At 71.1% G+C, this 19912-nt stretch carries 22 protein-coding genes; 7 read left to right on the plus strand and 15 right to left on the minus strand.

Going from position 1 to position 19912, the window contains the following annotated elements; all coding sequences use genetic code 11:
- Positions 1-2 precede the first annotated feature (2 nt).
- The 4 genes from AB0H71_RS01015 to AB0H71_RS01030 are packed head-to-tail and all read right to left on the minus strand — an operon-like array spanning position 3 to position 4242.
- The gene (locus AB0H71_RS01015) at positions 3-1082 is read right to left on the minus strand and encodes a saccharopine dehydrogenase NADP-binding domain-containing protein (protein WP_357013463.1); all 1080 of its coding nucleotides are present in this window, start codon (positions 1080-1082) and stop codon (positions 3-5) included.
- A 6-nt stretch (positions 1083-1088) separates the two neighbouring features.
- Entirely contained in the window at positions 1089-1718 is a 630-nt protein-coding gene (locus AB0H71_RS01020; RefSeq protein ID WP_357013464.1) for a TetR/AcrR family transcriptional regulator, read from the minus strand.
- 44 nt (positions 1719-1762) lie between these two features.
- Positions 1763-2311, minus strand: coding sequence for an NUDIX domain-containing protein (locus AB0H71_RS01025; RefSeq protein WP_357013466.1), 549 nt, complete (start codon positions 2309-2311; stop codon positions 1763-1765).
- Positions 2308-4242 (minus strand): heavy metal translocating P-type ATPase, encoded by a 1935-nt coding sequence (locus tag AB0H71_RS01030; RefSeq protein ID WP_357013469.1) that lies wholly within the window; start codon positions 4240-4242, stop codon positions 2308-2310. Before AB0H71_RS01030 ends, AB0H71_RS01025 begins: the two co-directional genes overlap by 4 nt.
- Before the next feature lie 99 nt (positions 4243-4341).
- On the opposite strand from AB0H71_RS01030, the gene AB0H71_RS01035 reads away from it, so the two are divergent.
- The 3 genes from AB0H71_RS01035 to AB0H71_RS01045 all read left to right on the plus strand — a co-directional run bounded on the left by AB0H71_RS01035 (position 4342) and on the right by AB0H71_RS01045 (position 6031).
- Positions 4342-4710: a metalloregulator ArsR/SmtB family transcription factor gene (locus tag AB0H71_RS01035; RefSeq protein WP_357013471.1), complete on the plus strand. Its 369-nt coding sequence runs from the start codon at positions 4342-4344 to the stop codon at positions 4708-4710.
- Between the two features lie 129 nt (positions 4711-4839).
- A complete protein-coding gene (locus AB0H71_RS01040) occupies positions 4840-5583 on the plus strand; it encodes a GNAT family N-acetyltransferase (protein WP_357013474.1) in 744 nt (247 codons plus the stop codon).
- Positions 5584-5590: 7 nt separating this feature from the next.
- The gene (locus AB0H71_RS01045; protein WP_357013476.1) at positions 5591-6031 is read left to right on the plus strand and encodes a hypothetical protein; all 441 of its coding nucleotides are present in this window, start codon (positions 5591-5593) and stop codon (positions 6029-6031) included.
- 61 nt (positions 6032-6092) lie between these two features.
- Here the strand turns inward: AB0H71_RS01045 and AB0H71_RS01050 are convergent, their stop codons facing one another.
- Positions 6093-6971 (minus strand): AraC family transcriptional regulator, encoded by an 879-nt coding sequence (locus AB0H71_RS01050; RefSeq protein WP_357013478.1) that lies wholly within the window; start codon positions 6969-6971, stop codon positions 6093-6095.
- A gap of 73 nt (positions 6972-7044) precedes the next feature.
- On the opposite strand from AB0H71_RS01050, the gene AB0H71_RS01055 reads away from it, so the two are divergent.
- Together AB0H71_RS01055 and AB0H71_RS01060 are read left to right on the plus strand one after the other, a co-directional pair.
- Positions 7045-7698 carry a class I SAM-dependent methyltransferase gene (locus AB0H71_RS01055; RefSeq protein WP_357013480.1) on the plus strand — a complete coding sequence of 218 codons (654 nt, stop codon included), beginning with the start codon at positions 7045-7047 and terminating at the stop codon, positions 7696-7698.
- 18 nt (positions 7699-7716) lie between these two features.
- Positions 7717-8595: a TIGR03854 family LLM class F420-dependent oxidoreductase gene (locus AB0H71_RS01060; RefSeq protein ID WP_357013483.1), complete on the plus strand. Its 879-nt coding sequence runs from the start codon at positions 7717-7719 to the stop codon at positions 8593-8595.
- Here AB0H71_RS01060 and AB0H71_RS01065 read toward each other — a convergent pair whose 3' ends face one another.
- From AB0H71_RS01065 to AB0H71_RS01075, 3 genes are all read right to left on the minus strand, one after another.
- The gene (locus tag AB0H71_RS01065) at positions 8596-9042 is read right to left on the minus strand and encodes a YdeI/OmpD-associated family protein (protein ID WP_357013486.1); all 447 of its coding nucleotides are present in this window, start codon (positions 9040-9042) and stop codon (positions 8596-8598) included.
- A 1173-nt stretch (positions 9043-10215) separates the two neighbouring features.
- Positions 10216-10410 (minus strand): DUF397 domain-containing protein, encoded by a 195-nt coding sequence (locus tag AB0H71_RS01070; protein WP_357013488.1) that lies wholly within the window; start codon positions 10408-10410, stop codon positions 10216-10218.
- Between the two features lie 5 nt (positions 10411-10415).
- Positions 10416-11345, minus strand: a complete 930-nt coding sequence (locus tag AB0H71_RS01075) for a helix-turn-helix transcriptional regulator (protein WP_357013491.1) — start codon at positions 11343-11345, stop codon at positions 10416-10418.
- 232 nt (positions 11346-11577) lie between these two features.
- Here AB0H71_RS01075 and AB0H71_RS01080 point away from each other — a divergent pair, with 232 nt between their 5' ends.
- Together AB0H71_RS01080 and AB0H71_RS01085 are read left to right on the plus strand one after the other, a co-directional pair.
- The gene (locus tag AB0H71_RS01080; protein ID WP_357013493.1) at positions 11578-12012 is read left to right on the plus strand and encodes a DNA-directed RNA polymerase subunit beta; all 435 of its coding nucleotides are present in this window, start codon (positions 11578-11580) and stop codon (positions 12010-12012) included.
- 388 nt (positions 12013-12400) lie between these two features.
- Positions 12401-13234, plus strand: a complete 834-nt coding sequence (locus AB0H71_RS01085) for an LLM class F420-dependent oxidoreductase (protein WP_357013496.1) — start codon at positions 12401-12403, stop codon at positions 13232-13234.
- Here AB0H71_RS01085 and AB0H71_RS01090 read toward each other — a convergent pair.
- From AB0H71_RS01090 to AB0H71_RS01120, 7 genes are read right to left on the minus strand one after another with little or no spacing between them, the layout of a single operon-like run.
- Positions 13220-14386, minus strand: a complete 1167-nt coding sequence (locus AB0H71_RS01090) for an acyl-CoA dehydrogenase family protein (protein WP_357013498.1) — start codon at positions 14384-14386, stop codon at positions 13220-13222. The two genes, AB0H71_RS01085 and AB0H71_RS01090, sit on opposite strands and share 15 nt — an antisense overlap.
- A 10-nt stretch (positions 14387-14396) precedes the next feature.
- Positions 14397-15821 (minus strand): aldehyde dehydrogenase, encoded by a 1425-nt coding sequence (locus AB0H71_RS01095; RefSeq protein ID WP_357016081.1) that lies wholly within the window; start codon positions 15819-15821, stop codon positions 14397-14399.
- A 49-nt stretch (positions 15822-15870) separates the two neighbouring features.
- Entirely contained in the window at positions 15871-16188 is a 318-nt protein-coding gene (locus AB0H71_RS01100; RefSeq protein WP_357013501.1) for a hypothetical protein, read from the minus strand.
- Between the two features lie 13 nt (positions 16189-16201).
- Positions 16202-17458: an amidohydrolase family protein gene (locus AB0H71_RS01105; protein WP_357013503.1), complete on the minus strand. Its 1257-nt coding sequence runs from the start codon at positions 17456-17458 to the stop codon at positions 16202-16204.
- Positions 17455-17787, minus strand: coding sequence for a hypothetical protein (locus AB0H71_RS01110; protein WP_357013505.1), 333 nt, complete (start codon positions 17785-17787; stop codon positions 17455-17457). Before AB0H71_RS01110 ends, AB0H71_RS01105 begins: the two co-directional genes overlap by 4 nt.
- Entirely contained in the window at positions 17784-19046 is a 1263-nt protein-coding gene (locus AB0H71_RS01115) for an aromatic ring-hydroxylating dioxygenase subunit alpha (RefSeq protein WP_357013507.1), read from the minus strand. The genes AB0H71_RS01110 and AB0H71_RS01115 overlap by 4 nt, the downstream gene beginning before the upstream one ends.
- 12 nt (positions 19047-19058) lie before the next feature.
- Entirely contained in the window at positions 19059-19901 is an 843-nt protein-coding gene (locus AB0H71_RS01120; RefSeq protein ID WP_357013508.1) for a TauD/TfdA family dioxygenase, read from the minus strand.
- Positions 19902-19912 lie beyond the last annotated feature (11 nt).

The raw sequence follows: 19912 nt of genomic DNA on the forward strand, positions 1-19912 counted from the left end.
GGTCAGCGCCGGAACCCCGCCGCCGCCGACCCCGCGGTGAGCGCCTCCAGCCCGAAGGCGTCCACCGGGCCGAGCGCACCGGTGGCCTGCAGTCCGCCGTCGAGGACCGTGGTGGCGCCCCAGGCCAGGATGGCCGAGGTGTAGTCGTAGGGGTCGTTGCCGTTCAGCGTGACCGTGGCCAGGACCTTCCCGTTCGCGTCGGCGGCCTCCCCCACCGCCCAGGAGCGGGTGCGCGCCCGCGACTCCGGCCCCGGCCCGCCGGTCGAGCCCTTGACGACCTTCGCCAGCGCGCCCTCGGCCAGCGCCCGCGCCGGGGCCACCCGGCCGAGCAGCCCCGCGACCAGCGAGCCGCCCTGCAGCCCGCGCGCCGCCAGCGGCGGCAGGCCGAGGAAGACGTCGGCCTCGCGCAGCCCCGGGTGGATCCGGCTCAGCGCGAGATGTTCGGAGCCCGGGATGGAGACGCCGGTGCGCTGCTTGCCCACCACGTCGAAGCTCCGGATCTTGGCCCCGGAGCGCTCCGGCACCACCCGGCCGCCGCGCAGCGCGAAGCCGTGCTCGAAGAGCATTCCGGCGATGGAGGCCCTGGTGCCGCCGCTGGTACCGGGCGCCTCCACGAAGTAGCCGACATCGACCTTCGTCGCCTCGGGCGCTTCGTTCAGCGCCAGCGCGGCGACGAGATTGCCCGGCACGTAGTCGAACCCGAAGGCGCTGAGCAACCCGACCCCGGCCTTTCTGGCCTGCGCGTCGCGGTCGAAGACGGTGCGGATGAACGGCCCCTCACCGGTGGAGTCGAAGTAGTGCGCCCCCGCCGCCAGCGCCGCGGCCAGCGCGGGCTCGCCGAACCGCAGGAACGGGCCGACGGTGGTGATCAGCACATCGCCCCGGCCGAGCAGGGCCCGCACCGAGTCCGGGTTCGTCACGTCGGCGACCGCGGTCTCCGCGCCACCGATATCGGCCGCGAGCTTCGCCAGCGCGTCCGGGTTGCGCGCGGCCAGCACCGGGGTCGCGCCCCGCGCCACCAGGGCCTGCGCGGTCAGCCGCCCGGTGTAACCGGTGGCGCCGAACAACACGATCTTCGGCATCTGCCGTCACCTGCATTTCTGTTCGTCGGGGTTCGGGTTCAGCAGCCCCTCGCCGACCGCTTTCGCCAGCAGCGGGAGCAGGGCGTCCGGGTCGGCGCGGTGCCGGTCGGCGCGCCAGGAGAGCGCGATGACGCCGCTCATGGCGGCCCACAGGACCGTCGCGGTCGCGCGCGGGTCGATATCGGGGCGGACATCGCCGTCGGCGATGCCATCGGCGATGGCGCCGGCGAGCCTGCCGGTCTGCTCGTCCAGCAGGTCGGCGATCCGCTCGAAGGCCGGGCTGCCGGAGGAGGTCTGGGTCAGCAGCCGGAACTCGTGCGGCCGCTCCTTCGCGAACCGCACATACGCCTCGGCGGCGCCGAGCACCCGCTGCACCGCGCTCCCCGGCTGCGCGTAGGCGGCGTCCATGTAGACCCGGTTGGCCTCCATGGCCCGCTCGGCCACTGTCATGAGCAGGGCCTCGCGGCCGCCGACCCGGTTGTAGATGGTCTGTACCGCCACATCGGCCCGCTCGGAGACCGCGAGGAGGGTGAGGGCCTCCGGGCCACCCTCGTCCAGGAGTTCCCTGGCCGCACCGATGATCGCCTCCCGCGTCGCCGCGGTCTTGCGGGTCATCCGCGAGGGGGTGGCGGTCATGGGTGGACTATAACCCATTCCATTTCTGGAGGGTCTTCCAGAAATCAGCGGTCGAGCTTGGCGAGGAACCGCGCGAGGTGCGGGTCGAAGCGGGCCGGGTCGGTGGCGGCGATCTCGTCCCGGCTCCACCACCGCCCGCCGCGGAACTCGCCCTCGTCCAGCGTGAACTCGGTCCCGGGCTCGGCGGTGGTGACGTACCAGAGGCTGACATCCTCGTGCCCGCTGTCCACGTTCACCGTCGTGGTGATGGTGAGGAACAGCGGCACGCTCCCCGCCCCGAGCCCGGAGCGCAGCCCGAGTTCCTCCTCCGCCTCCCGGCGGGCGGTGATCCCCGGATCCTCACCCGGCTCCACGTGCCCGCCCGGCGGCAGCCACTTCCCGGCCTTCCGGTGGTCGACGAGGAACACCGCGTCCCGGGCCGGGGTGGTCACCACGACGTACGACACCAGGTGGCGCGGCGGCGTCGCCGGTTTCACCCGCCGGTAGAGGTCCGGCGTGCGCGCGACCCAGCTCGCGGCTTCGCGGAGCTGCGCGCGTTCGAGTTCGTCGGCGGGGGAGATCGAAGAGAGGAGCGTCGCAACGGCTTCGGTCACCCCCGCACTCTCGCACGGGGCTCCGACAGGAACGCCGACGAGCGCAGCAGCCGCAACCCGTTCAACCCGACGAGGATCGTCGACCCCTCGTGCCCCGCCACCCCGAGCGGCAGCGGCAGCGTCCCCGCCAGATCCCAGGTCACCAGCACCACGATGAAGGTCGCGGCGATGGCGAGGTTGGCGATCACCACCCGCCGGGCCCGCCGGGACAGGGCGATGACGGCGGCGACCGTGCCGAGATCGTCCCGGACCACGACGGCATCGGCGGTCCGCAGCGTGAGATCCGACCCCGCGCCCCCGAGCGCGATCCCGGTGTGCGCGGCGGCGAGCGCGGGCGCGTCGTTGATTCCGTCCCCGACCACGGTGACGCGCTCCCCGGCCGCCTCCAGCTCCCGCACCGCCGCGACCTTGTCGTCCGGCAGCAGCTCGGCCCTGACGTCGCCGATCCCGACCTCGGCGGCGAGCCGCTCCGCCGTCACCCGATTGTCCCCGGTCAGCAGCACCGGCGGCTGCCCGGTCACGGCGGTCACCGCGGCGACGGCCGCCGCCGCCTCGGCCCGCGTCCGATCGGCGATGCCGAGCACCCCGACCGGCTCCGCGTCCACGGTCACCACGACCGCGGTGTGCCCCAGCTCCTGCAGTGCCGTCACCTCGGCCAGCCCGGGAAAGGCGGCGGGGGAGACGACGGTGACCGAGTGACCCCCGACCACCCCCTCGACCCCGCGCCCCGGCCGCGCCACGAAGTCCCGCACCGCACCCGGCGCCACCCCGCGCGCCCGGGCCGCCCGCACCACGGCCGCGGCGAGCGGATGCTCGCTCGGCACCTCCACCGAAGCCGCCAGCCGCAAGACCTCGTCGGCGCCGAAATAGACGGAGAGGCAGCGGATCTCGACCAGCTCCGGCGTCCCGCGGGTCAGGGTCCCGGTCTTGTCGAACGCCACCCGGGTGGTGGTCCCGAGCCGCTCCATCACCACCGCCGACTTCACCAGCACCCCGTGCCGCCCCGCGGTGGCGATGGCGGCGAGCAGCGGCGGCATGGTCGCCAGCACCACCGCGCACGGCGAGGCCACGATCATGAAGGTCATGGCCCGCAGCAGCGCCCGCTGCACCGTCTCCCCGAGCAGCAGCGGGACCGCGAAGACCGCCACCGTCACCGCGACCATCCCCACCGAGTACCGCTGCTCGATCTTCTCGATGAAGAGCTGCGTCGTCGCCTTGGTCCGGCTCGCCTCCTCGACCAGCACCGCGATCCGCGCCACCACCGAATCGGCCGCCCGCCGATCCACCCGGATGCGCAGCGCACCGGTCCCGTTCGAGGTCCCGGCGAACACCTCGTCTCCGGCGGTCTTGTCCACCGGCAGCGGCTCGCCGGTAATGGTCGCCTGATCGACCTCGCTGCCCCCGGCGAGCACCGTCGCGTCGGCGGCGATGCGCTCACCGGGCCGCACCAGCAGCACGTCCCCGACGGCCAGCTCGGTGGCGCGCACCGTCTCCTCGCCGCCGTCGGTGAGCCGGGTGGCGGTCTCCGGCGCCAGGTCGACCAGCCCGCGCACCGAATCCTCGGTCCGCGCGGTGGCCAGCGCCTCCATCGCCCCCGAGGTCGCGAAGATGACGATGAGCAGCGCCCCCTCGGTGATCTGCCCGATCGCCGCCGCCCCGAGCGCGGCCACCACCATGAGCAGATCCACATCCAGCGTCTTCGCCCGCAGCGCCCGCAATCCGGCGAGCCCCGGCTCCCACCCGCCCGCGGCGTAACAGGCCAGGTAGAGCCCCCACCACAGCCACTCCGGCGCCCCGGTGAGCTGGGCCGCCAGCCCGATCAGGAACAGCACCAGAGCCGTTGCGGCCCAGCGCACCTCGGCCAGCGCGAAGAGCCGCGTGCGCCGCACGGGCACGGCCGGGGCGGGGGATGGGCGGGTCAGGACGACCACGAGCGAACCTCCGGAGCGAAAGTAGTGCGGACCGATCCGAGACTAACAGAAGAGATGAAGACTTATTCATACATGCTGCCCGGAGTAGAATCCGCGCTCATGGGACACGGAGTCGAGGGCCGCAGCCGTCCGGCCGCGCGCCTCGACGCCGCCGCGGCCGCCCACGTCGCCACCACCCTGCAGGCTCTGGCCACCCCGAGCCGCCTGCTCATCCTCACCGAGCTGCGCCACGGCCCCCGCCCGGTGTCCGAGCTCGCCGATGCGGTCGGCATGGAGCAGTCCGCGGTCTCGCACCAGCTGCGGCTGCTCCGCAACCTCGGCCTGGTGGTCGGCAACCGCAGCGGCCGCTCCATCGTCTACAGCCTCTACGACGCGCACGTGGCGCAGTTGCTGGACGAGGCCGTCTACCACAGCGAGCACCTGCGGCTCGGTCAGCCCGACCGGTTCCGGGAGACCGACGCGGGCTGAGCTCCGCCCTTGCGGATGACAAGTTCGGCGGTGGGACGCAGGTCGTGGACGACTGAGGGCGGGTGCGGTGACTCGGCCTCGGCATGCTGAACTGACGGTCGCACCCGCGCGACCGGAAGGCACGACACCGTGGACACCACCGCACTCGACGACCCGGTGGGCGGGTCGCTGCACGGCAACCACGCCCACCTGGCCCGCCGCATCGACCGGGCAGCCACCTACCTCCCGGACGTCACCACCTTCGCCGCGGTCGACCCCGGCGACGGCCGCGAATGGGACGATCTGGCGCGGCTGCTCGGCCCCGGCGCATCCGCCGACCTGTTCAGCTGCCCGGCCCCGCCGCCCCCGCACTGGCCGGAGTTCTTCCGGCTGGAGGGCAGGCAGCTGATCCTCCCCGGCGCGCTCGCCGCGACACCGACCGCCGCCGACGTGGTGGAGCTCGGCGCCGCCGATGTGGCCGAGATGCTCGACCTCGTCGAACGAACCCGCCCCGGCCCGTTCTGGCCGCGCACCCACGAACTCGGCCCCTACCTCGGCATCCGCGACGCCGAGGGGCTGCTGGTCGCGATGGCGGGTGTGCGGCTGCGCCCGCCCGGCTGGTCGGAGATCAGCGCCGTCTGCACCGCGCCGGAGGCGCGCGGCCGCGGGTACGCCGCGCAGCTGATCGGTGGGCTGGTCGACCGGATCACCGCGCTCGGCGACCGCCCCTTCCTGCATGTCGCCGCGGCCAATACCGCCGCCATCGGGCTCTACGAACGCCTCGGTTTCCGCACCCGCACCCCGGTCACCTTCCGCGGTTTCCACGTCCCGGGAGAAGTCGTGTCGAATTCCGCGATGCGGGTAGGCGGGGTGCACGACGGCGACAGGGTGTGAGGGCGTGATGGGAACGAAGAAGCGGCCGGCGCGGCGCGGCAAGGCACCGCAGTGGTTCACCCGCCTCGGCCCGGACGCGCAACTGGCGCTGCTGGACGACCCCTACCGCGAACTCACCGAACCGCTCGTCACCGCGCTCGGCCCGGACGCGGAGAACGTGGTCGGCCGCGTCTACACCGCGCACGAGCGCAGCACCCGCTACTACCTGGCGCCGCGCGCCGCCGTGGAGCTGGTGAGCGCCCGCGACCGGGTGCGCGGCTGGTGGGGCCGGCTCTCCCCGCTGCACCGCGTGATCGTGCTGAACAACCGGCACGGCTCGCTCCCCGCCGCGCTCGGCGGCGGCGTCCGCGCGACCGGCGGCATCCTGCGGTTGCGCCGCAAGCGGCGGCTCACCCCCACCCCCATGGCCGAGATCTTCCTGGAGCGCGAGGCCCGCGCGCGGCGGTAGGCGGCGCACCGCCCGGTCGGGGGTGCGGGCGGTGCACCGAGTCCAAGGGTACGGGCGCGGCTCAGCGGTGGCTATCGCCGTGCAACTGATTGCGCCAGGCGCGCGGCGAGAGCTCGTGCGCCTGCCGGAACACCCGGCTGAAGTACGAGGGGTCCGGCAGCCCGACCCGGCTCGCGATCATCGCGATCGGCAGATCGCTGCCGCCGAGCAGTTCCCGCGCGTGCGCCATGCGCCGCTCGGTGATCCAGTCCTGCACCGTGCGCCCGGTGCGGCGGCGCACCAGCGTGGTCAGGTGGCCCGGGGTGACGCCGACCGCCGCGGCCACATCACGCAGCGAGAGCGGCTCGCCGAAACCGCGGTCGATCACCTCGAAGACCTCGGCGAGCAGCGGTTCGCCGAGCAGCCGGAACTCGCCGGGGATATCGGTGGTGAGCCGGGCGAGGTCGATCAACAGCAGCGTCAGGTGCGCCAGCGCCGCCTGCTGGAATCCCTCGCGCCGGGCCTCGAGCTCCCCGTCGATCGCCGCCATGGCCTCCGTCCACAGCGGGTGGCCGGGCGGCAGCGGCACCCGCAGCAGCCCGCTCGCATGGCCGGGCAGGAAGGCGGAGAGCAGCGGATGCCGGTGCCAGGTCGGCCACGGCGAGCCACTGCCCGCGCCGAGCGCGCCCGGGTCGAAGAACACCGCCGTGCTCGCCTCCGGCAGCGGCAGGTGGCCGATATCGACAACCCGGCCCGGCGTGACCACCCAGACCTCGTGCTCGGCGGGCAGGTGCACCAGCACCGGGAAGTCGTGGATGTGCGGGGTCAGGTCGGGCGGGTGCAGCGGGCCGAGCCGCAGCACCGACACCGGGGGAGTGGCCGGATCCGAGCGGTACCCGTAGACCGGCACCCCCCGATGCTGCCGGACCAGCCGGGTACTGAGCGGTCGCGGATCGGACACCGAACCGAAGATAGTCCTACTTCCACCGAATATCCCCCGACTTCCCGCGCCGTATTCGCTCGACCATGAATCCATGACCTCCCTCGCGAACCGGCACGACTACCTCCCCGCCGCGGGCAACGACCTGTTCCTGCCGTTCTACGACCTGCTCAGCCGAGCGCTCGGCAGCACCGCCGTGCACCACACCCTGCTCGCCCAGGCCGGGATCGAGACCGGCCACACCGTTCTCGAAATCGGCTGCGGAACCGGCAATCTCACCGTACTCGCGCAGCGCGCCGTGCCCGGCGCCGACGTGATCGGCACCGATCCCGACCCGCGCGCCCTCGCCCGCGCCGAGCGCAAGGCCCCCGGCATCCGCTTCGAACGCGCCTACGCCCAGGACCTGCCGCACCCGGACGGCAGCGCCGACCGCGTGCTCTCCGCGCTCATGCTGCACCACCTCGACGCCGAGACCAAAGCCGCGGTCGCCGCCGAGACCTTCCGCGTCCTGCGCCCCGGCGGCCGCCTGCACATCGCCGACATCGGCGGCCCCATGACCCCCGCCGACGGGCCCGCCGCCCGCCGCTACCTGCGCAGCGAATACCTGCGGGGCAACCTCGGCGACGCGCTGCCGACGCTCCTCCGCGCGGCGGGCTTCGACACCGAGCAGGTGCTCTCCCACCCGCACCGCACCCTCGGCCGCGTCACCTACTACCGCGCCACCCGCCCCGGAAATGCCGGGCGCTGACCGAGCGTTGTCGCAGGGGTGAAGATTCGATTCGGCGTCGGGATCGGCGCGAACACCGACCCCGGCGAGCTGGCCGGGCTGGTGGACGGGCTCGAGCAGGCCGGCGTCGACTCGCTGTGGTTCTCCGAGCTCGTCTACTCACCGGCGGTGGACCCGGTGGTCGGCATGGCCTTCGCGCTGTCCCGGACCCGGAATCTGAAGGTCGGCACCTCGGTGGCGATTCTGCCCGGGCGTCACCCGGTTCTGGTGGCGAAACAGCTGGCCTCGCTGGCCGCTCTGGCGCCCAAGCGGGTGCTGCCGGTGTTCGGTCTGCAACCGGCGGGTCCCGGGGAGCGTGACCTGTTCCCGGTGAGTGGTCGCCGCGGCGACGTCTTCGACGAGTCCCTGGCCCTGCTGCGTGCTGTATTACGTTCGGACGACGTCGATTTCGACGGCGAGTACTTCACCGTCCGGGGCGCGGGCGTCGGCAATCGCCCCGCCCGCCCCCTCGACATCTGGCTCGGCGGCCGCGCCCCCGCCGCTCTCCGCCGCATCGGCCGCTACGGCGACGGCTGGCTCGGCAGCTTCCTCACCCCCGCCGAAGCCGCCGCGGGCGTCGTCGCCATCAACCGCGAGGCCACCGAAGCCTCCCGGGAGATCGAAGCCGACCACTTCGGCATCACCCTGCTCCTCGCTGAAGACGGCATCCCCGGCCCGCTGGCCTCCCGCATCCGCAGCCGGCGCCCCGGCACCGACCCCGCCGACGTCATCGCGGGCAGCTGGCCCGACCTGCACCGCCTGGTCGACGGGTACCTGGAGGCCGGGCTCACCAAGTTCGTCATCGTGCCCGCGAGCGGCAAGCCGGTCGACGCCTTCCTCGACCGCTTCGTCACCGAACTCGCGCCGCGCCAGAACTGATCAGCCGCCGGTCAGCTCCGCGATGATCGCCGCCACCCGCCGGTCCCGCGTCTCCCGCTGCTTCGCCGCCGCCACCGGTTCCGCCCGCTGCCGCTGTTTGCTGAACGACAGCGCGTCGAAAGCGGCGCGCGCGGCGGGGTTCTCCGCGAATGCCGCCGCCAGCTCCGCCGGAATCTCCACCGTCCGCTCGGCGGCATCCAGCTCGACCGTCACCTCGACGCTATCCCCGGCCGCTACCCCCGCCGCCGCCCGATTGGCCGAGCTCAGCGGAATCTTGTGCCCGCCGCCCCGCACGGCGATGCTGCTCGCATAGGTGTGAGCCCCGATGGTCACCGCGACCTTCGGCCGCTTCCCGCCGCCCAGCGCCTCGACCACCTCGTCCGGCACCGGAAGACCGGTAGCCGTCTTACCGTCGAGCTCGACCTGCGTAGTAAAAGTCTCCGCCATGACGCCTCCCTTGCACTGTGAAGACAAGACCCGCGCTCATCGGCGTTGCCTGAATCAGCGACGCTCGGTACCGGCGCACTCGAGAGAGGCCAGATCCTGCACCGAGCAATATATCGGATGTTCGCAGGCCATCCCAGCTGGGAGTCGGTGAGAGGGCCAGCGACGTGATCAGGATGTCCAAGTTGCTTGAACTCGGGGATTCGGCGAGTACTTCACCTTTGTCACTTCAACTCCGTCTGGCACCGGGAACATGATCGAACCGCGCACGCAGTCGCCGACGGATACCATTTGCGAGCCGAACGGGTATATAGGTCTAGGGAACTGGCTGTAGCTCAGATTCGAGGCGGGGTAGTTACCGAATTCTGAATCCGATACGGACCATTCGCTCCACCCGACAGAGAGAGGGCTGTCGGATTTATCGACGCACGTTTGCACTTCGGCACCCGCCCAATGCCCACCCCCCGATGGCTCGGGGGCGGAGGGGGCGGCGTCTTGCGCCACCCCGATGACGGTGACCCGAATCGACACCGCGCCACTGCCACCACCCATCACGGCTTCCTCGCCGAAGGAAAATGGGGCGTTCGCATTAGACGTCGAACTGGCCGCAGCGCTGCGGGTGGCCGCCGGTGCCTTTGCGGTAGTCGTCGCTGTAGTGGATGTTTCGACATTACCGCATGCGCTGAGCGCGACGCAGGCCCCAATGGTCACTGCTATCGCTACAGATTTCATCGGTCCCTCTTTCGGTATCAGTATTTCGCGAGCGCCGTCGGTGCGCGCGTCGGGCCGTGTTATGGCGGATCGTCAAAGGTCGCCAGTGCCGCTACTGCAATATATTTCCCCTCTGGTTAGTTCGCTCTCGGGCTGTCTTTCTAGAAGATGCTGGACGTCAGAATCATGCATGCATCTTGTACCACAAATTCGGCGGACTGAGACTTGGCAATGTCGGCAGTTCGGAGGACTGTGCGTAGCGCAAGGGCGCGGTACTGTGTGTGACCTCTTCATTCGACTCCCGATACAGAGTCTGCGAGTTCGAACTCGGAACCTACGGGGCGCCGACTGCGAGCGCGGAACAGCACCTGAGCCCGATGGGCTTCAACTCTGTGGTGGCGCGGAAGGGGAACTTCGACGTCTGCGGGAATCTCCACGAAACGTTCGAGGGTGCAGCGGAACTCGTTATCGGTATTCTCCGCAGCACAGCGCGGAGACGAACGCGTGCCAGGCATCGGTGGGTAGAGTGATGTACCCTGCCGCTCGGTTTTTCGAGTCACGAATCCCGACAAGCTGGCCGACGAACGCGACCTCGACGCACTCCCTGCTACCGCTCTTGCTCGAGGTGAACCAGCGGGCATTCGAGAAGTCTGCGGTCACTGCACCTATCTCCTTGCCACCTGCCGGAGCAGGTCACGGCTGTCCTGCGGGTTCAACGCTACGCGGACGACCGTCTCGAAGGCCAACCGATATCGGGTGACGCTCTCCGGCCGCTCGAGGTACATATCGCCGGACAGGTTCTCGGCGTACACCACCGAGGGCTCCGCCGGGCTCTTCGGGTGGGCCTCGAAGTCGAGAATGGTGAAGGGGCCCGGCACCTCACCGAGGGGGATGCCTGCGCTGAAGGGGAGAACTCGGAGCGTGACATTCGGGCGGGTGCTGATGTCGGCGAGGTGTCTGAGCTGCTGCGACATCACGGCGTGGCTGCCGACGAGGCGGTAGAGGGCTGATTCGCCGAGAACGGTGTCGACGGCGGCCGGTGAGCGGTCGCGAGTCACCAGCCTCTGACGGTGCAGTCGCATCTCGACGCGGCGGGCGATCTCGGACGATGCGTCGTGGGGGTACGCCGCGCGGAAGAGAGCTTCGGCATAGGACGGCGTTTGGAGCAGGCCGGGGACGAGTTCGTGGTGGGAGGTGAGCCGGGCGGCAGCCGCCTCCAGTCCGATGAAGACGTCGAATTCGGGTGGGATGAGGTCGCCGTACTCGTGCCACCAGTTCGACTGATTCCCCTGTTGTGCCAACCCCTTCAACGCTTCGGTGGTGGTGCTGTCCGCGCCCAATACCTGGCACAGGGCCTCGATGTCCCATAGCCGGATTCGGTCCGCGGTGCCGGACTCGAGTCGTTGCAGAGTGCTGTAGCCCCGCTCGATGCGCTTGGCGACCTCGGCGATCGTCATACCGGTGCCCTGCCGCAACTCCCGTAGATGGCGCGCGAGCTGGCGTCGCGGGAGCGTCGAACCTGCCTGGATGGTGCGAGCAGGTACCCCGCTCGCGGTTCCACGATCTTGGGTATCCGGTCCCTGGTTCTTGGGCAATGCGGGTCTTCTTCCTGGTTGGCAGACGGCTTGCTTCGGGTCGATTCGAGGGTGAGTCCGGTTGCTGCGCTGAGGATTCGAGCTACCTCGAATGAATAACCCAAAATCGTGCCGGTGCCAAGGGGCGGCGTCGTCTGCTGTTCGTGACATACGACTGAGCGGGGCATCCGGGTGCCGCTGGCAACCGAAGGGGGAACGAGTGCGAGTCCAGAGACTCTCAAGGGGGACGACGGTGGAAGAGCTGCTGCGGCACTACCGCGAGGTCTGCGGGATGCAGGCATGCGTCGGCATCGACGGAGACGGACCGATCCGAGTTCGCAACCACGAACTCTGCGCGGTGACCATGCCGCCACGGCTCGGTGCCACTGTACGAGTCCGAATGCATGAAGTGCCGGGGAGGTGCGGGCCGGTCTCGGCATACCCGAGCGGTGGGCGGTGGATGTTCCTTGCGCAGCCTGATCTGCCTGATATTCGTCCCCGTTGCGATCTCGATCAGGCGAATGCCGGGATCGTCGACGCGGCAACCATCCCCCTTCCCAGTCCTGAAGGGCTTCGCAGGTGGATCGTGGCACCTACCGATAGCTATCTGCCCTCCAGGGACCAGATCGTGCGTGCGGTGCGCTGGTGCCGGGAACATCGGCTTCACGAGTCGGGGGGAGTTCGGTGACAGATCCCGGTCCTCGAGGCTCCGCGGCGAGGGCGCTCCCACAGCGGCAGGCCAAGTCGATTCCACCTCCGTTTGCGACTCACCCTCGGCCTGCGCCCGAATTGATCGCCCGTACCGCCCGGGCACTGGCTCAGTGGGCTGGGCGGTCTCCTCACCCCGGGGAGCCGGACATCTGGCTCACGCTCACCCTCGACGGCATCGAGTTCGAATTCGTCGCCTGCCTCACGGCAGCACTGATCTTTGTTTGTGACCTCGAACGGCACCGTCTGGCAGAAACCGTGCGAATCGCGGTGCACGGCGATGTCCGGACGCCACGACTGCCGAACGAGACTCTCTTCCTGGAGCCGTGAGCGGAATAGATGCGGCGCCCGGCCGGGTTGGCCCGGATATGTCCTCATACGATCTCGGCAAGTTCGGTGTGTGGCGCGGGTACCAGGGGTTCACCCCCGAGGATGCCCGCGAACTGGAGAAACTCGGGTTCGGAGCGCTGTGGCTGGGCGGATCGCCCCCGGCGGAGCTCCCGGTGGTGGAGTCGCTGCTGGAGGCGACGGATTCGCTGGTCGTGGGGACGAGCATCGTCAATATCTGGACGGCGGCCGCGAAGCGGACGGCGGAGTCCTTCCACCGGATCGATCAGCGGTTCCCGGGCCGCTTCCTGCTCGGTGTCGGCGCCGGGCATCGGGAGGCGAACGGGACGGAGGCGATCAAGCCGTACGACGCGCTGGTGCAGTACCTGGACGAACTCGACGACGCCGGGGTGCCGAAGGAGCGGCGGGCGCTGGCGGCGCTGGGGCCGCGGGTGCTGGAGCTGGCCCGCGACCGGACGGCGGGCGCCCTGCCCTACCTGACCCCGCCGGAGCACACCCGGAATGCCAGGGCGACGCTCGGCGCGGGCTCCCTGCTGGTGGCGGAGCAGAAGGTGGTGCTCGAGGAGGACGCGGAGCGGGCGCGGGAGATCGCCAGGGGGATGGTGCCGATGTACCTGGGGCTGGTGAACTACGTGAACAACCTGCGCCGGCTGGGGTTCACCGAGGAGGATCTGGCCGAGCCGGGGAGCGACAAGCTGATCGACACGCTGGCGGTGCACGGCTCGCCCGCCGAGGTCGCGGACGGGGTGCTGGCGCACCTGGACGCGGGCGCGGATCACGTGGCGATCCAGGCATTGAACAAGGACTACCTGCCCGCGCTGCGGGCGCTCAGGGAGAAGCTAGGCCCGCGGTAGGCCGAGGACGCGCTGGGCGATGATGCTGCGCTGGATCTCCGAGGTCCCACCGGCGATGGTGTGCGCGAAGGTCCTGGTGTAGCGCTCGAACCAGCCGCTGGCGAAGTGGCCGATGGTGTGCGGGCCGGGCGGGGCGCTGAGGGCGGGGTGCCGGAGGCCGCCGGCGGCCTGGCTGGTCAGGGCCTGTTCGGTGCCGGCCTGCACCGCTTCGGAGCCGAGCACCTTGAGCACCGAGAGCGCGGCGACGTCCGGTTCGCCGCGGGCGGCGCGGGACAGGGCCGCGGAGCCGAGCAGCTTCAGGGCGAACAGGTCCATGACGCTGGTGGCGTAGGCGTCGTGGTCGTGTGCCGAGATCGGCGTGAAGTCGCGGAGCAGGTCGGAGAGCCGGTCGGCGTGGCTGAGCCACAGCAGGGTGCGCTCGTGGCCGAGCGAGCCGTTGGCGACGGTCCAGCCGCCGTTCTCCGGGCCGACCCGGTTGGCGACCGGCACCCGGACGCCCTCGAAGTACACCTCGTTGAAGTCGAGGTCGTCGCGGGCGCAGATCGAGGGGAAGGGGCGGCGGGTGACGCCGGGGGTGTCGGTGGGGATCAGCAGCACGCTGATGCCCTTGTGCTTCGGCGCGGCCGGGTCGGTGCGGACGAAGGTGAGCAGGACATCGGCGTCGTGCGCGCCGGAGGTCCACACCTTCTGCCCGTCCACCACGTACACATCGCCGTCCCGGACCGCGCGGGTCCGCAACCCCGCCAGGTCCGAGCCCGCACCAGGCTCGCTCATGCCCAGTGACGCGGTCATCTGAGCGCGCAGGATCGGCACCGCCCACTCCCGCTTCTGCTCCTCGGTGCCGAAGGAGAGCAGCGAGGCCGCGATGATGCCGACGCCCTGCGGATTGAACGAGTGGTAGATCCGCCGCTTGGAGAGCTCCTCCAGGTGCACGTACTGCTGCAACACGCTGGCGTTGCGCCCGCCGAACTCGGGCGGGTTGGCGGGCAGCAGCCAGCCGCTGTCGAAGAGCAGCCGCTGCCAGCGCCGCGCCCACGCCGGCACGTCCGCGCTGGAACGGGACGGCGCACCCGGCTCGGGCAGGTGCTCGTCCAGAAACGCGGCGAACTCGGCGCGAAACGACTCGACCTCGGGGCCGAACGACAGCTGCACGGCGTCTCCTCTACATTCCGGACACGGATTTGGTGGTGAGGTAGCCGGCCAGCCCCTCGCGGCCGAACTCGCGGCCGATGCCGCTGGCTTTCACGCCGCCGAAGGGGGCGACCGGGTCCATGCTGTACGCGGCGTTGATCCCGATCGTGCCGCTGTGCAGCCGGCGGGCCACCGCGAGGGCGCGGCCGGGATCGGCGGACCAGACCGAGCCGGAGAGGCCGTACTCGGTGGAATCGGCCAGGGCGACCGCTTCGTCGTCACCGTCGTACCCCAGCACGGTGATGACCGGGCCGAAGATCTCTTCGCGCGCGATCCGCATATCCGGCGTGACCTCGGTGAACAGGGTGGGCCGGACGTACCAGCCGCGCTCGCAGCCGGGCGGGGCACCGGGGCCGCCGACCACCGCCTTCGCCCCCTCGCGGAGCCCGATCTCGAGGTACCCGTGCACCCGGTCGCGCTGGCGGGCGGAGACCAGCGGGCCGATATCGGTGGCCTCGTCGGCCGGGTCGCCGACCCGCAACGTCCAGACCATCTCGCTCAGCGCCTCGACGTGCTCGCGGTAGCGGCTGCGCGGCACCAGGATCCGGGTCTGCGCCACGCACGCCTGGCCGCCGTTCATCAGCGCGGACACCTGGGCGCCTGCCGCGACCTTCTCCGGGTCGGCGTCGTCGAGCACGACCGCCGCCGACTTGCCGCCCAGCTCCAGGCTCACCCTGCGCAGCGCGGGCGCGCAGGCCGCGGCGACCTGCCTGCCCGCCGCGGTCGAGCCGGTGAAGGAGACCTTGTCCACGCCGGGATGCGCGACCAGGTGCGCGCCGAGCGCGCCGTCACCGGGCAGGATGGAGACAACGCCGGGCGGAATCCCGCTCTCGGACAGCAGCTCCGCCATGACGTAGGCGTCCAGCGGGGTCTCCGGGGAGGGCTTGAGCACGACGCTGCACCCCGCGAGCAGCGCCGGAATCAGCTTGGCCACGGTGAGGAAGACCGGCATGTTCCACGGCACGATCGCCGCGACCACGCCGACCGGTTCGTGGGTGACCAGCACGTCGGCGCCGAGGTAGCCGGGCCGGGTCTCCTCCCAGGGGAAACCGGCCGCGACATCGGCGAGCGCGCGCATCATCACCCCGGGAAGCCGGGCGTGCGCGGAGCGGGAGAAGCGCACGGGCGCCCCCATTTCCGCGGTCACCAGGGCGGCGATCTCGGGCTCGCGGGCGGTGTAGCGCTCCGCCAGGTCGCGGATCGCGGCGACCCGCTCGGTGACCGGGGTGCGCTGCCACGGGCCGTGGTCGAAGGCTTCGCGGGCGGCCAGCACCGCGGCGTCGACATCGGCGGTGGCGGGCGCGGCGAGCCGGGCGATCACCGCCTCGGTGTGCGGCGACACCACCTCGATGACGCCGTCACCGGTGGGCGGCTGCCAGCGCCCGCCGAGGTACAGCCGGTCGTGGTACTGCCGCTGATCGGTGTGCGGCGACCGCGTGGCCACGTCAGGGCCGGAACGCGGCGATGTCGCGGAGCAGCCGGACGGTCGGCGGCGGGTCGGTCCGCAGCCCCACCGGCGGCGACATCCGCCCGGAGCGCGACGCCGCGCCGAGCCCGGCGCGCACGGCGTCCAGATCGTCGGCCTCGATCTCGTAGAGCGCGATGTAGCTGTCCGCGCCGACCACGGCGAGGCGGCGGGCCGCGACCACGCCCTCCAGTTCGCACATCTCGGCCAGGTGCGTGTTCTCGTACCAGTCGTGGTAGGCGGCGGCGTCGTCCGCCGAGGCCGGGCTGGATTCGACGAGGAGGATTCCGGTCGGCATGGTGACTCCTTGGTCAGTGCACGAGCAGGTCGGCGGTGGTGTCCTTGTGCACCACACCGCCCTTCATGACGAAGCTGACGTGCTGGGTGCGGGTGATGTCGAGGGTGGGATCGCCGGGCACGGCGATGATGTCGGCGAGCAGCCCGGGTTCGAGCCGGCCGCGGTCGGTGACGCCGAGCAGTTCGGCGCTCACCACGGTGGCCGCGCGCAGCGCCTGCGCCGGGGTCATGCCGCGGTCGACCAGCGCCCACAGCTCCTTGGCGTTGTCGCCGTGCGGGACGGCCGGGGCGTCGGTGCCGCAGGCGATCTTCACCCCGGCCTCGATGGCCTTGCCGAGCATGCGCCGCGCCTGCGGGAAGACCTCGGCGGCCTTGGCCCGCAGCGCGGGCGGCGCCTTCGACACGTCCAGCCCCTCGGAGAGGTAGCTGGTCGGCACCAGGAAGGTGCCGTGCTCGACCATCATGGCGATGGTGTCGTCGCTGGCCAGCGAGCCGTGTTCGATGCAGTCCACCCCGGCGCGGATGCAGGCCCGGATTCCGGCGTCGCCGTGCGCGTGCGCGGCCACGTGCAGCCCGGCCCGGTGCGCCTCGTCCACGATGGCGGCGAGTTCGTCGTCGGAGTACTGCTGGATACCGGGGGCGGTGCTGTGCGACATCACCCCGCCGGAGGCGCTGACCTTGATGAGCTGGGCGCCGTACTTGATCTGGTAGCGCACGGCATGCCGCACCTGGTCCACCCCGTTGGCGATGCCCTCCTCGACCGCCAGCGGCATGATGTGCGGGGCGAGGCGCTGGAACATGGTGGGATCCAGGTGCCCGCCGGTCGGGGTGATGGCGTGGCCGGCGGAGTGGATGCGCGGCCCGGGGAACCAGCCCTGCTCGATGGCCCGGTGCAGGTCGACATCGAGCAGGTAGCCGCCGGTCTTCACCATCAGCCCCAGATTGCGGACGGTGGTGAACCCGGCCTCCAGGGTGATGCGCGCGTTCACGGTGGCGCGCAGCGTGCGGTAGACCGGGTCGTCCTGCACGCCGTGCATCGGCAGCGGCAGCCCGGTCGGGGTCTCCGGGCCGCCGATGAGCAGGTTGATCTCCATGTCCATCAACCCCGGCAGCAGGGTGACGTCGCCCAGGTCGTGCAGCACCGCGTCGTCCGGGACGACCTCCGGATCCACCGCCGCGATGTGCTCGCCGCGCACCACGAGCACGGCGGGGGAGTGCACCTCGCCGGTGGCGACATCCACCCACCGGGCGGCGCGCAGGACGACGGTCACGGCCGCGGCTCGATCACGCAGTGCAGCGCGGCCGCGCCGGAATCCGGCACCCGGGGCTGGCTCCACACCTCCACCGGGAAGGAGACCATGATCATCGAGTGCAGCAGCCACATCAGCCTGCGGCCGTCGTCGGGCAGGTCGTCCAGGGTGTACCGGTCCAGGTAGGTCAGGGCGGCCTCGGCGCGCGGGGTGATCGCGTCGTAGAACGCCTGCATCTCCGGCATCGAGCTGGCCATCCGGCGGTCGTAGCGCTCGGGCTCGGTCGGCAGCGACCAGGTCTCGGCCCACTGCTCCAGGTCGGCGAAGTCGGCGGGCAGCAGCGCGCTCATCGGACCGCCTCGCTCCGGTACTCGCCGACCCACTCGCCCGCGACCTTGTGCAGGTGCCGCAGCAGGATCTCCTGGTCGTTCAGCGGGAAGCGCCGCACGGCACGGGATTCCAGCGAGATCTGGGTGGCCTCGAGGGTGTTGGAGTCCTGCAGCGCGTACTCCTTGAAGGTCACCGCCGCCATCTCCAGCGCCACCCGCTCGCGCGGGGTCTTCGCCGGGACGAAGTACAGGTTGCCCTCGAAGATGTGCCGGTTGTAGGCGGTCGGCCAGTAGTGGTAGGTCAGGTACCAGCCGGCCGACCAGATCAGGATGGTGAAGTTCGGGAAGAGCTGGAACGAATCCAGCCCCCACGGATCACATTTCGCCGGGTTCAGCCCGCTGGGCATCTCGCCGAGCTCCGGCTGGTCCCACGGACCGAAGAGCCCGCTGCGGGTGATGTCCTCCATGGGTTTGCGCATGCTCGGGTCGAGCTCCCAGGTCACCACCCCGGAGGTGCTGACCAGCCGGTGCGGGCCCTCGAGCTGATAGTGCGGCGCCTCGAAACCGGCCGACTGGGCGGCGGTGGCGTAGTTGTCCGGCGACTGGCTCGCGTGCAGTACCGGCGCGTGGTAGAACTCCTGGAAGGCGTCCATGTAGAGCTTCCAGTTGGCGCCCACCTCGGCCCGGTAGCTGAAGCGGTCGGTCATCCGGTCGAAGGGGTAGCCCTCCAGGTCGGTCACCATGGGGCCGAGGAATTCGCGCAGCGTCTGGCTCGGTTCGGCGGCGAGATTGACGAAGATGAACCCGGACCACACCTCGCAGTGCACCGGGGCCAGCCCGTAGGCGCTCTTGTCCAGGTCGAAGAACTCGCCCTCCTGCTGCACGAAGTTCAGCCCGCCGTCCAGGCCGTAGCGCCAGCCGTGGTACTTGCAGGTGAATTGGCGGCAGGTGCCCGCGGTCTCCGCGCGCGGGAACTCGTTCCACACCAGCTTGTTCCCGCGATGGCGGCACACATTGTGGAAGGCGCGGACCTGCTTGTCGCGGTCGCGCACGATGATCACCGAGGAGCGGGCGGCGTCGATCTCCTTGGTGTAATAACTGCCCACCTTCGGCAGCTGCTCCACCCGGCCGACATTGAGCCAGGCGCGCTCGAAGATGGCCTTGCGCTCGAGTTCGTAGAACTCGGGCGAGATGGAGTCCTCGTAGGACATGGGGTCGGTGCCGAGGTCGGGGTAGTGCTCGGTCCAGCTGCCCTCGGGGGGCTTGGGCCAACGCGGCATGGTCGTTCTCCTCTACTGGATGGGTTCGTCGCCGAGCACGGTGGTGCGCAACATCTCGCGCGGCGACCCGGGGTCGTAGGGGGCGGCCCGGTGGATGACGCCGCGGTTGTCCCAGATCACCGTGTCGCCCACGGTCCACTCGTGCCGGTACACCCGCTCGGGCGCGGTGCTCCGGGCCAGCAGGCTGTCGAGCAGGGTGCGGCTCTGCTCGGCGTCCAGCCCTACCACCTCGCCGGCCGAGGCGCCGAGCACCAGCGAGCGGCGCCCGGAGCGGTGCGTCCAGACGATCGGGTGCTCGCGCACCGGGCGCCGCCGCCAGGCCGCCAGCTGCTCCGGGGTCGGATCCGGGGTGATGCGGCGCTGCGAGGCCTCCAGCGAGTGCACCACCCGCAACCCGGCCAGCTGCTGCTGCTCGGCGGGGTCGAGATCGTCGTAGGCCGAGTAGGTGCTGGCGAATTCGGTCTCGCCGCCGGACTCGGCCACCGCCTTCGCCGAGAGCATGGTCGCCATCTGCGGGTAGGCGTCGTCCTCGGGGGTGCAGCCGTCGATGTGCCAGTCGAAGGTCGCGCGCAGGTAGCTCGCCGAGGAGTTCTTCGCGGTGTCCAGGCTGACCCGGTAGATCCCGTCCACCGGGTGGTGGCCGGGGGAGGTGTCGATCGGGCCGAGCGTGCGGCAGAAGGCCACCTGGGTCTCCGGGTCCAGGTGCAGGCCGCGGAAGACCAGCACGCCGTTGTCCTCCAGCGCCTGCCGGATGGCGGCGGGCACGCCGGGGTCGCCGATCAGCCGCTCCGGGGTGAGCCCGATGATCTCGGCGCCGACCTCGCGGCCCAGTTTCTCGACGGTGAGTGTCGTCATGGTCGTCTCCG

Origin of the sequence: Nocardia sp. NPDC050697, assembly GCF_040654395.1 — a bacterium.
In the GTDB taxonomy this organism is placed as follows: Bacteria; Actinomycetota; Actinomycetes; order Mycobacteriales; family Mycobacteriaceae; genus Nocardia.

What these genes read in the sequence shown, in the direction of transcription:
- AB0H71_RS01055 (WP_357013480.1), top strand. Translation starts at nt 7,045, where the DNA reads ATGACCTCCCTCGCGAACCGGCACGACTACCTCCCCGCCGCGGGCAAC.
- AB0H71_RS01115 (WP_357013507.1), bottom strand. Translation starts at nt 19,046, where the DNA reads ATGCCGCGTTGGCCCAAGCCCCCCGAGGGCAGCTGGACCGAGCACTAC.
- AB0H71_RS01015 (WP_357013463.1), bottom strand. Translation starts at nt 1,082, where the DNA reads ATGCCGAAGATCGTGTTGTTCGGCGCCACCGGTTACACCGGGCGGCTG.
- AB0H71_RS01020 (WP_357013464.1), bottom strand. Translation starts at nt 1,718, where the DNA reads ATGACCGCCACCCCCTCGCGGATGACCCGCAAGACCGCGGCGACGCGG.
- AB0H71_RS01065 (WP_357013486.1), bottom strand. Translation starts at nt 9,042, where the DNA reads ATGGCGGAGACTTTTACTACGCAGGTCGAGCTCGACGGTAAGACGGCT.
- AB0H71_RS01035 (WP_357013471.1), top strand. Translation starts at nt 4,342, where the DNA reads ATGGGACACGGAGTCGAGGGCCGCAGCCGTCCGGCCGCGCGCCTCGAC.
- AB0H71_RS01045 (WP_357013476.1), top strand. Translation starts at nt 5,591, where the DNA reads ATGGGAACGAAGAAGCGGCCGGCGCGGCGCGGCAAGGCACCGCAGTGG.
- AB0H71_RS01100 (WP_357013501.1), bottom strand. Translation starts at nt 16,188, where the DNA reads ATGCCGACCGGAATCCTCCTCGTCGAATCCAGCCCGGCCTCGGCGGAC.
- AB0H71_RS01120 (WP_357013508.1), bottom strand. Translation starts at nt 19,901, where the DNA reads ATGACGACACTCACCGTCGAGAAACTGGGCCGCGAGGTCGGCGCCGAG.
- AB0H71_RS01110 (WP_357013505.1), bottom strand. Translation starts at nt 17,787, where the DNA reads ATGAGCGCGCTGCTGCCCGCCGACTTCGCCGACCTGGAGCAGTGGGCC.
- AB0H71_RS01085 (WP_357013496.1), top strand. Translation starts at nt 12,401, where the DNA reads ATGTCCTCATACGATCTCGGCAAGTTCGGTGTGTGGCGCGGGTACCAG.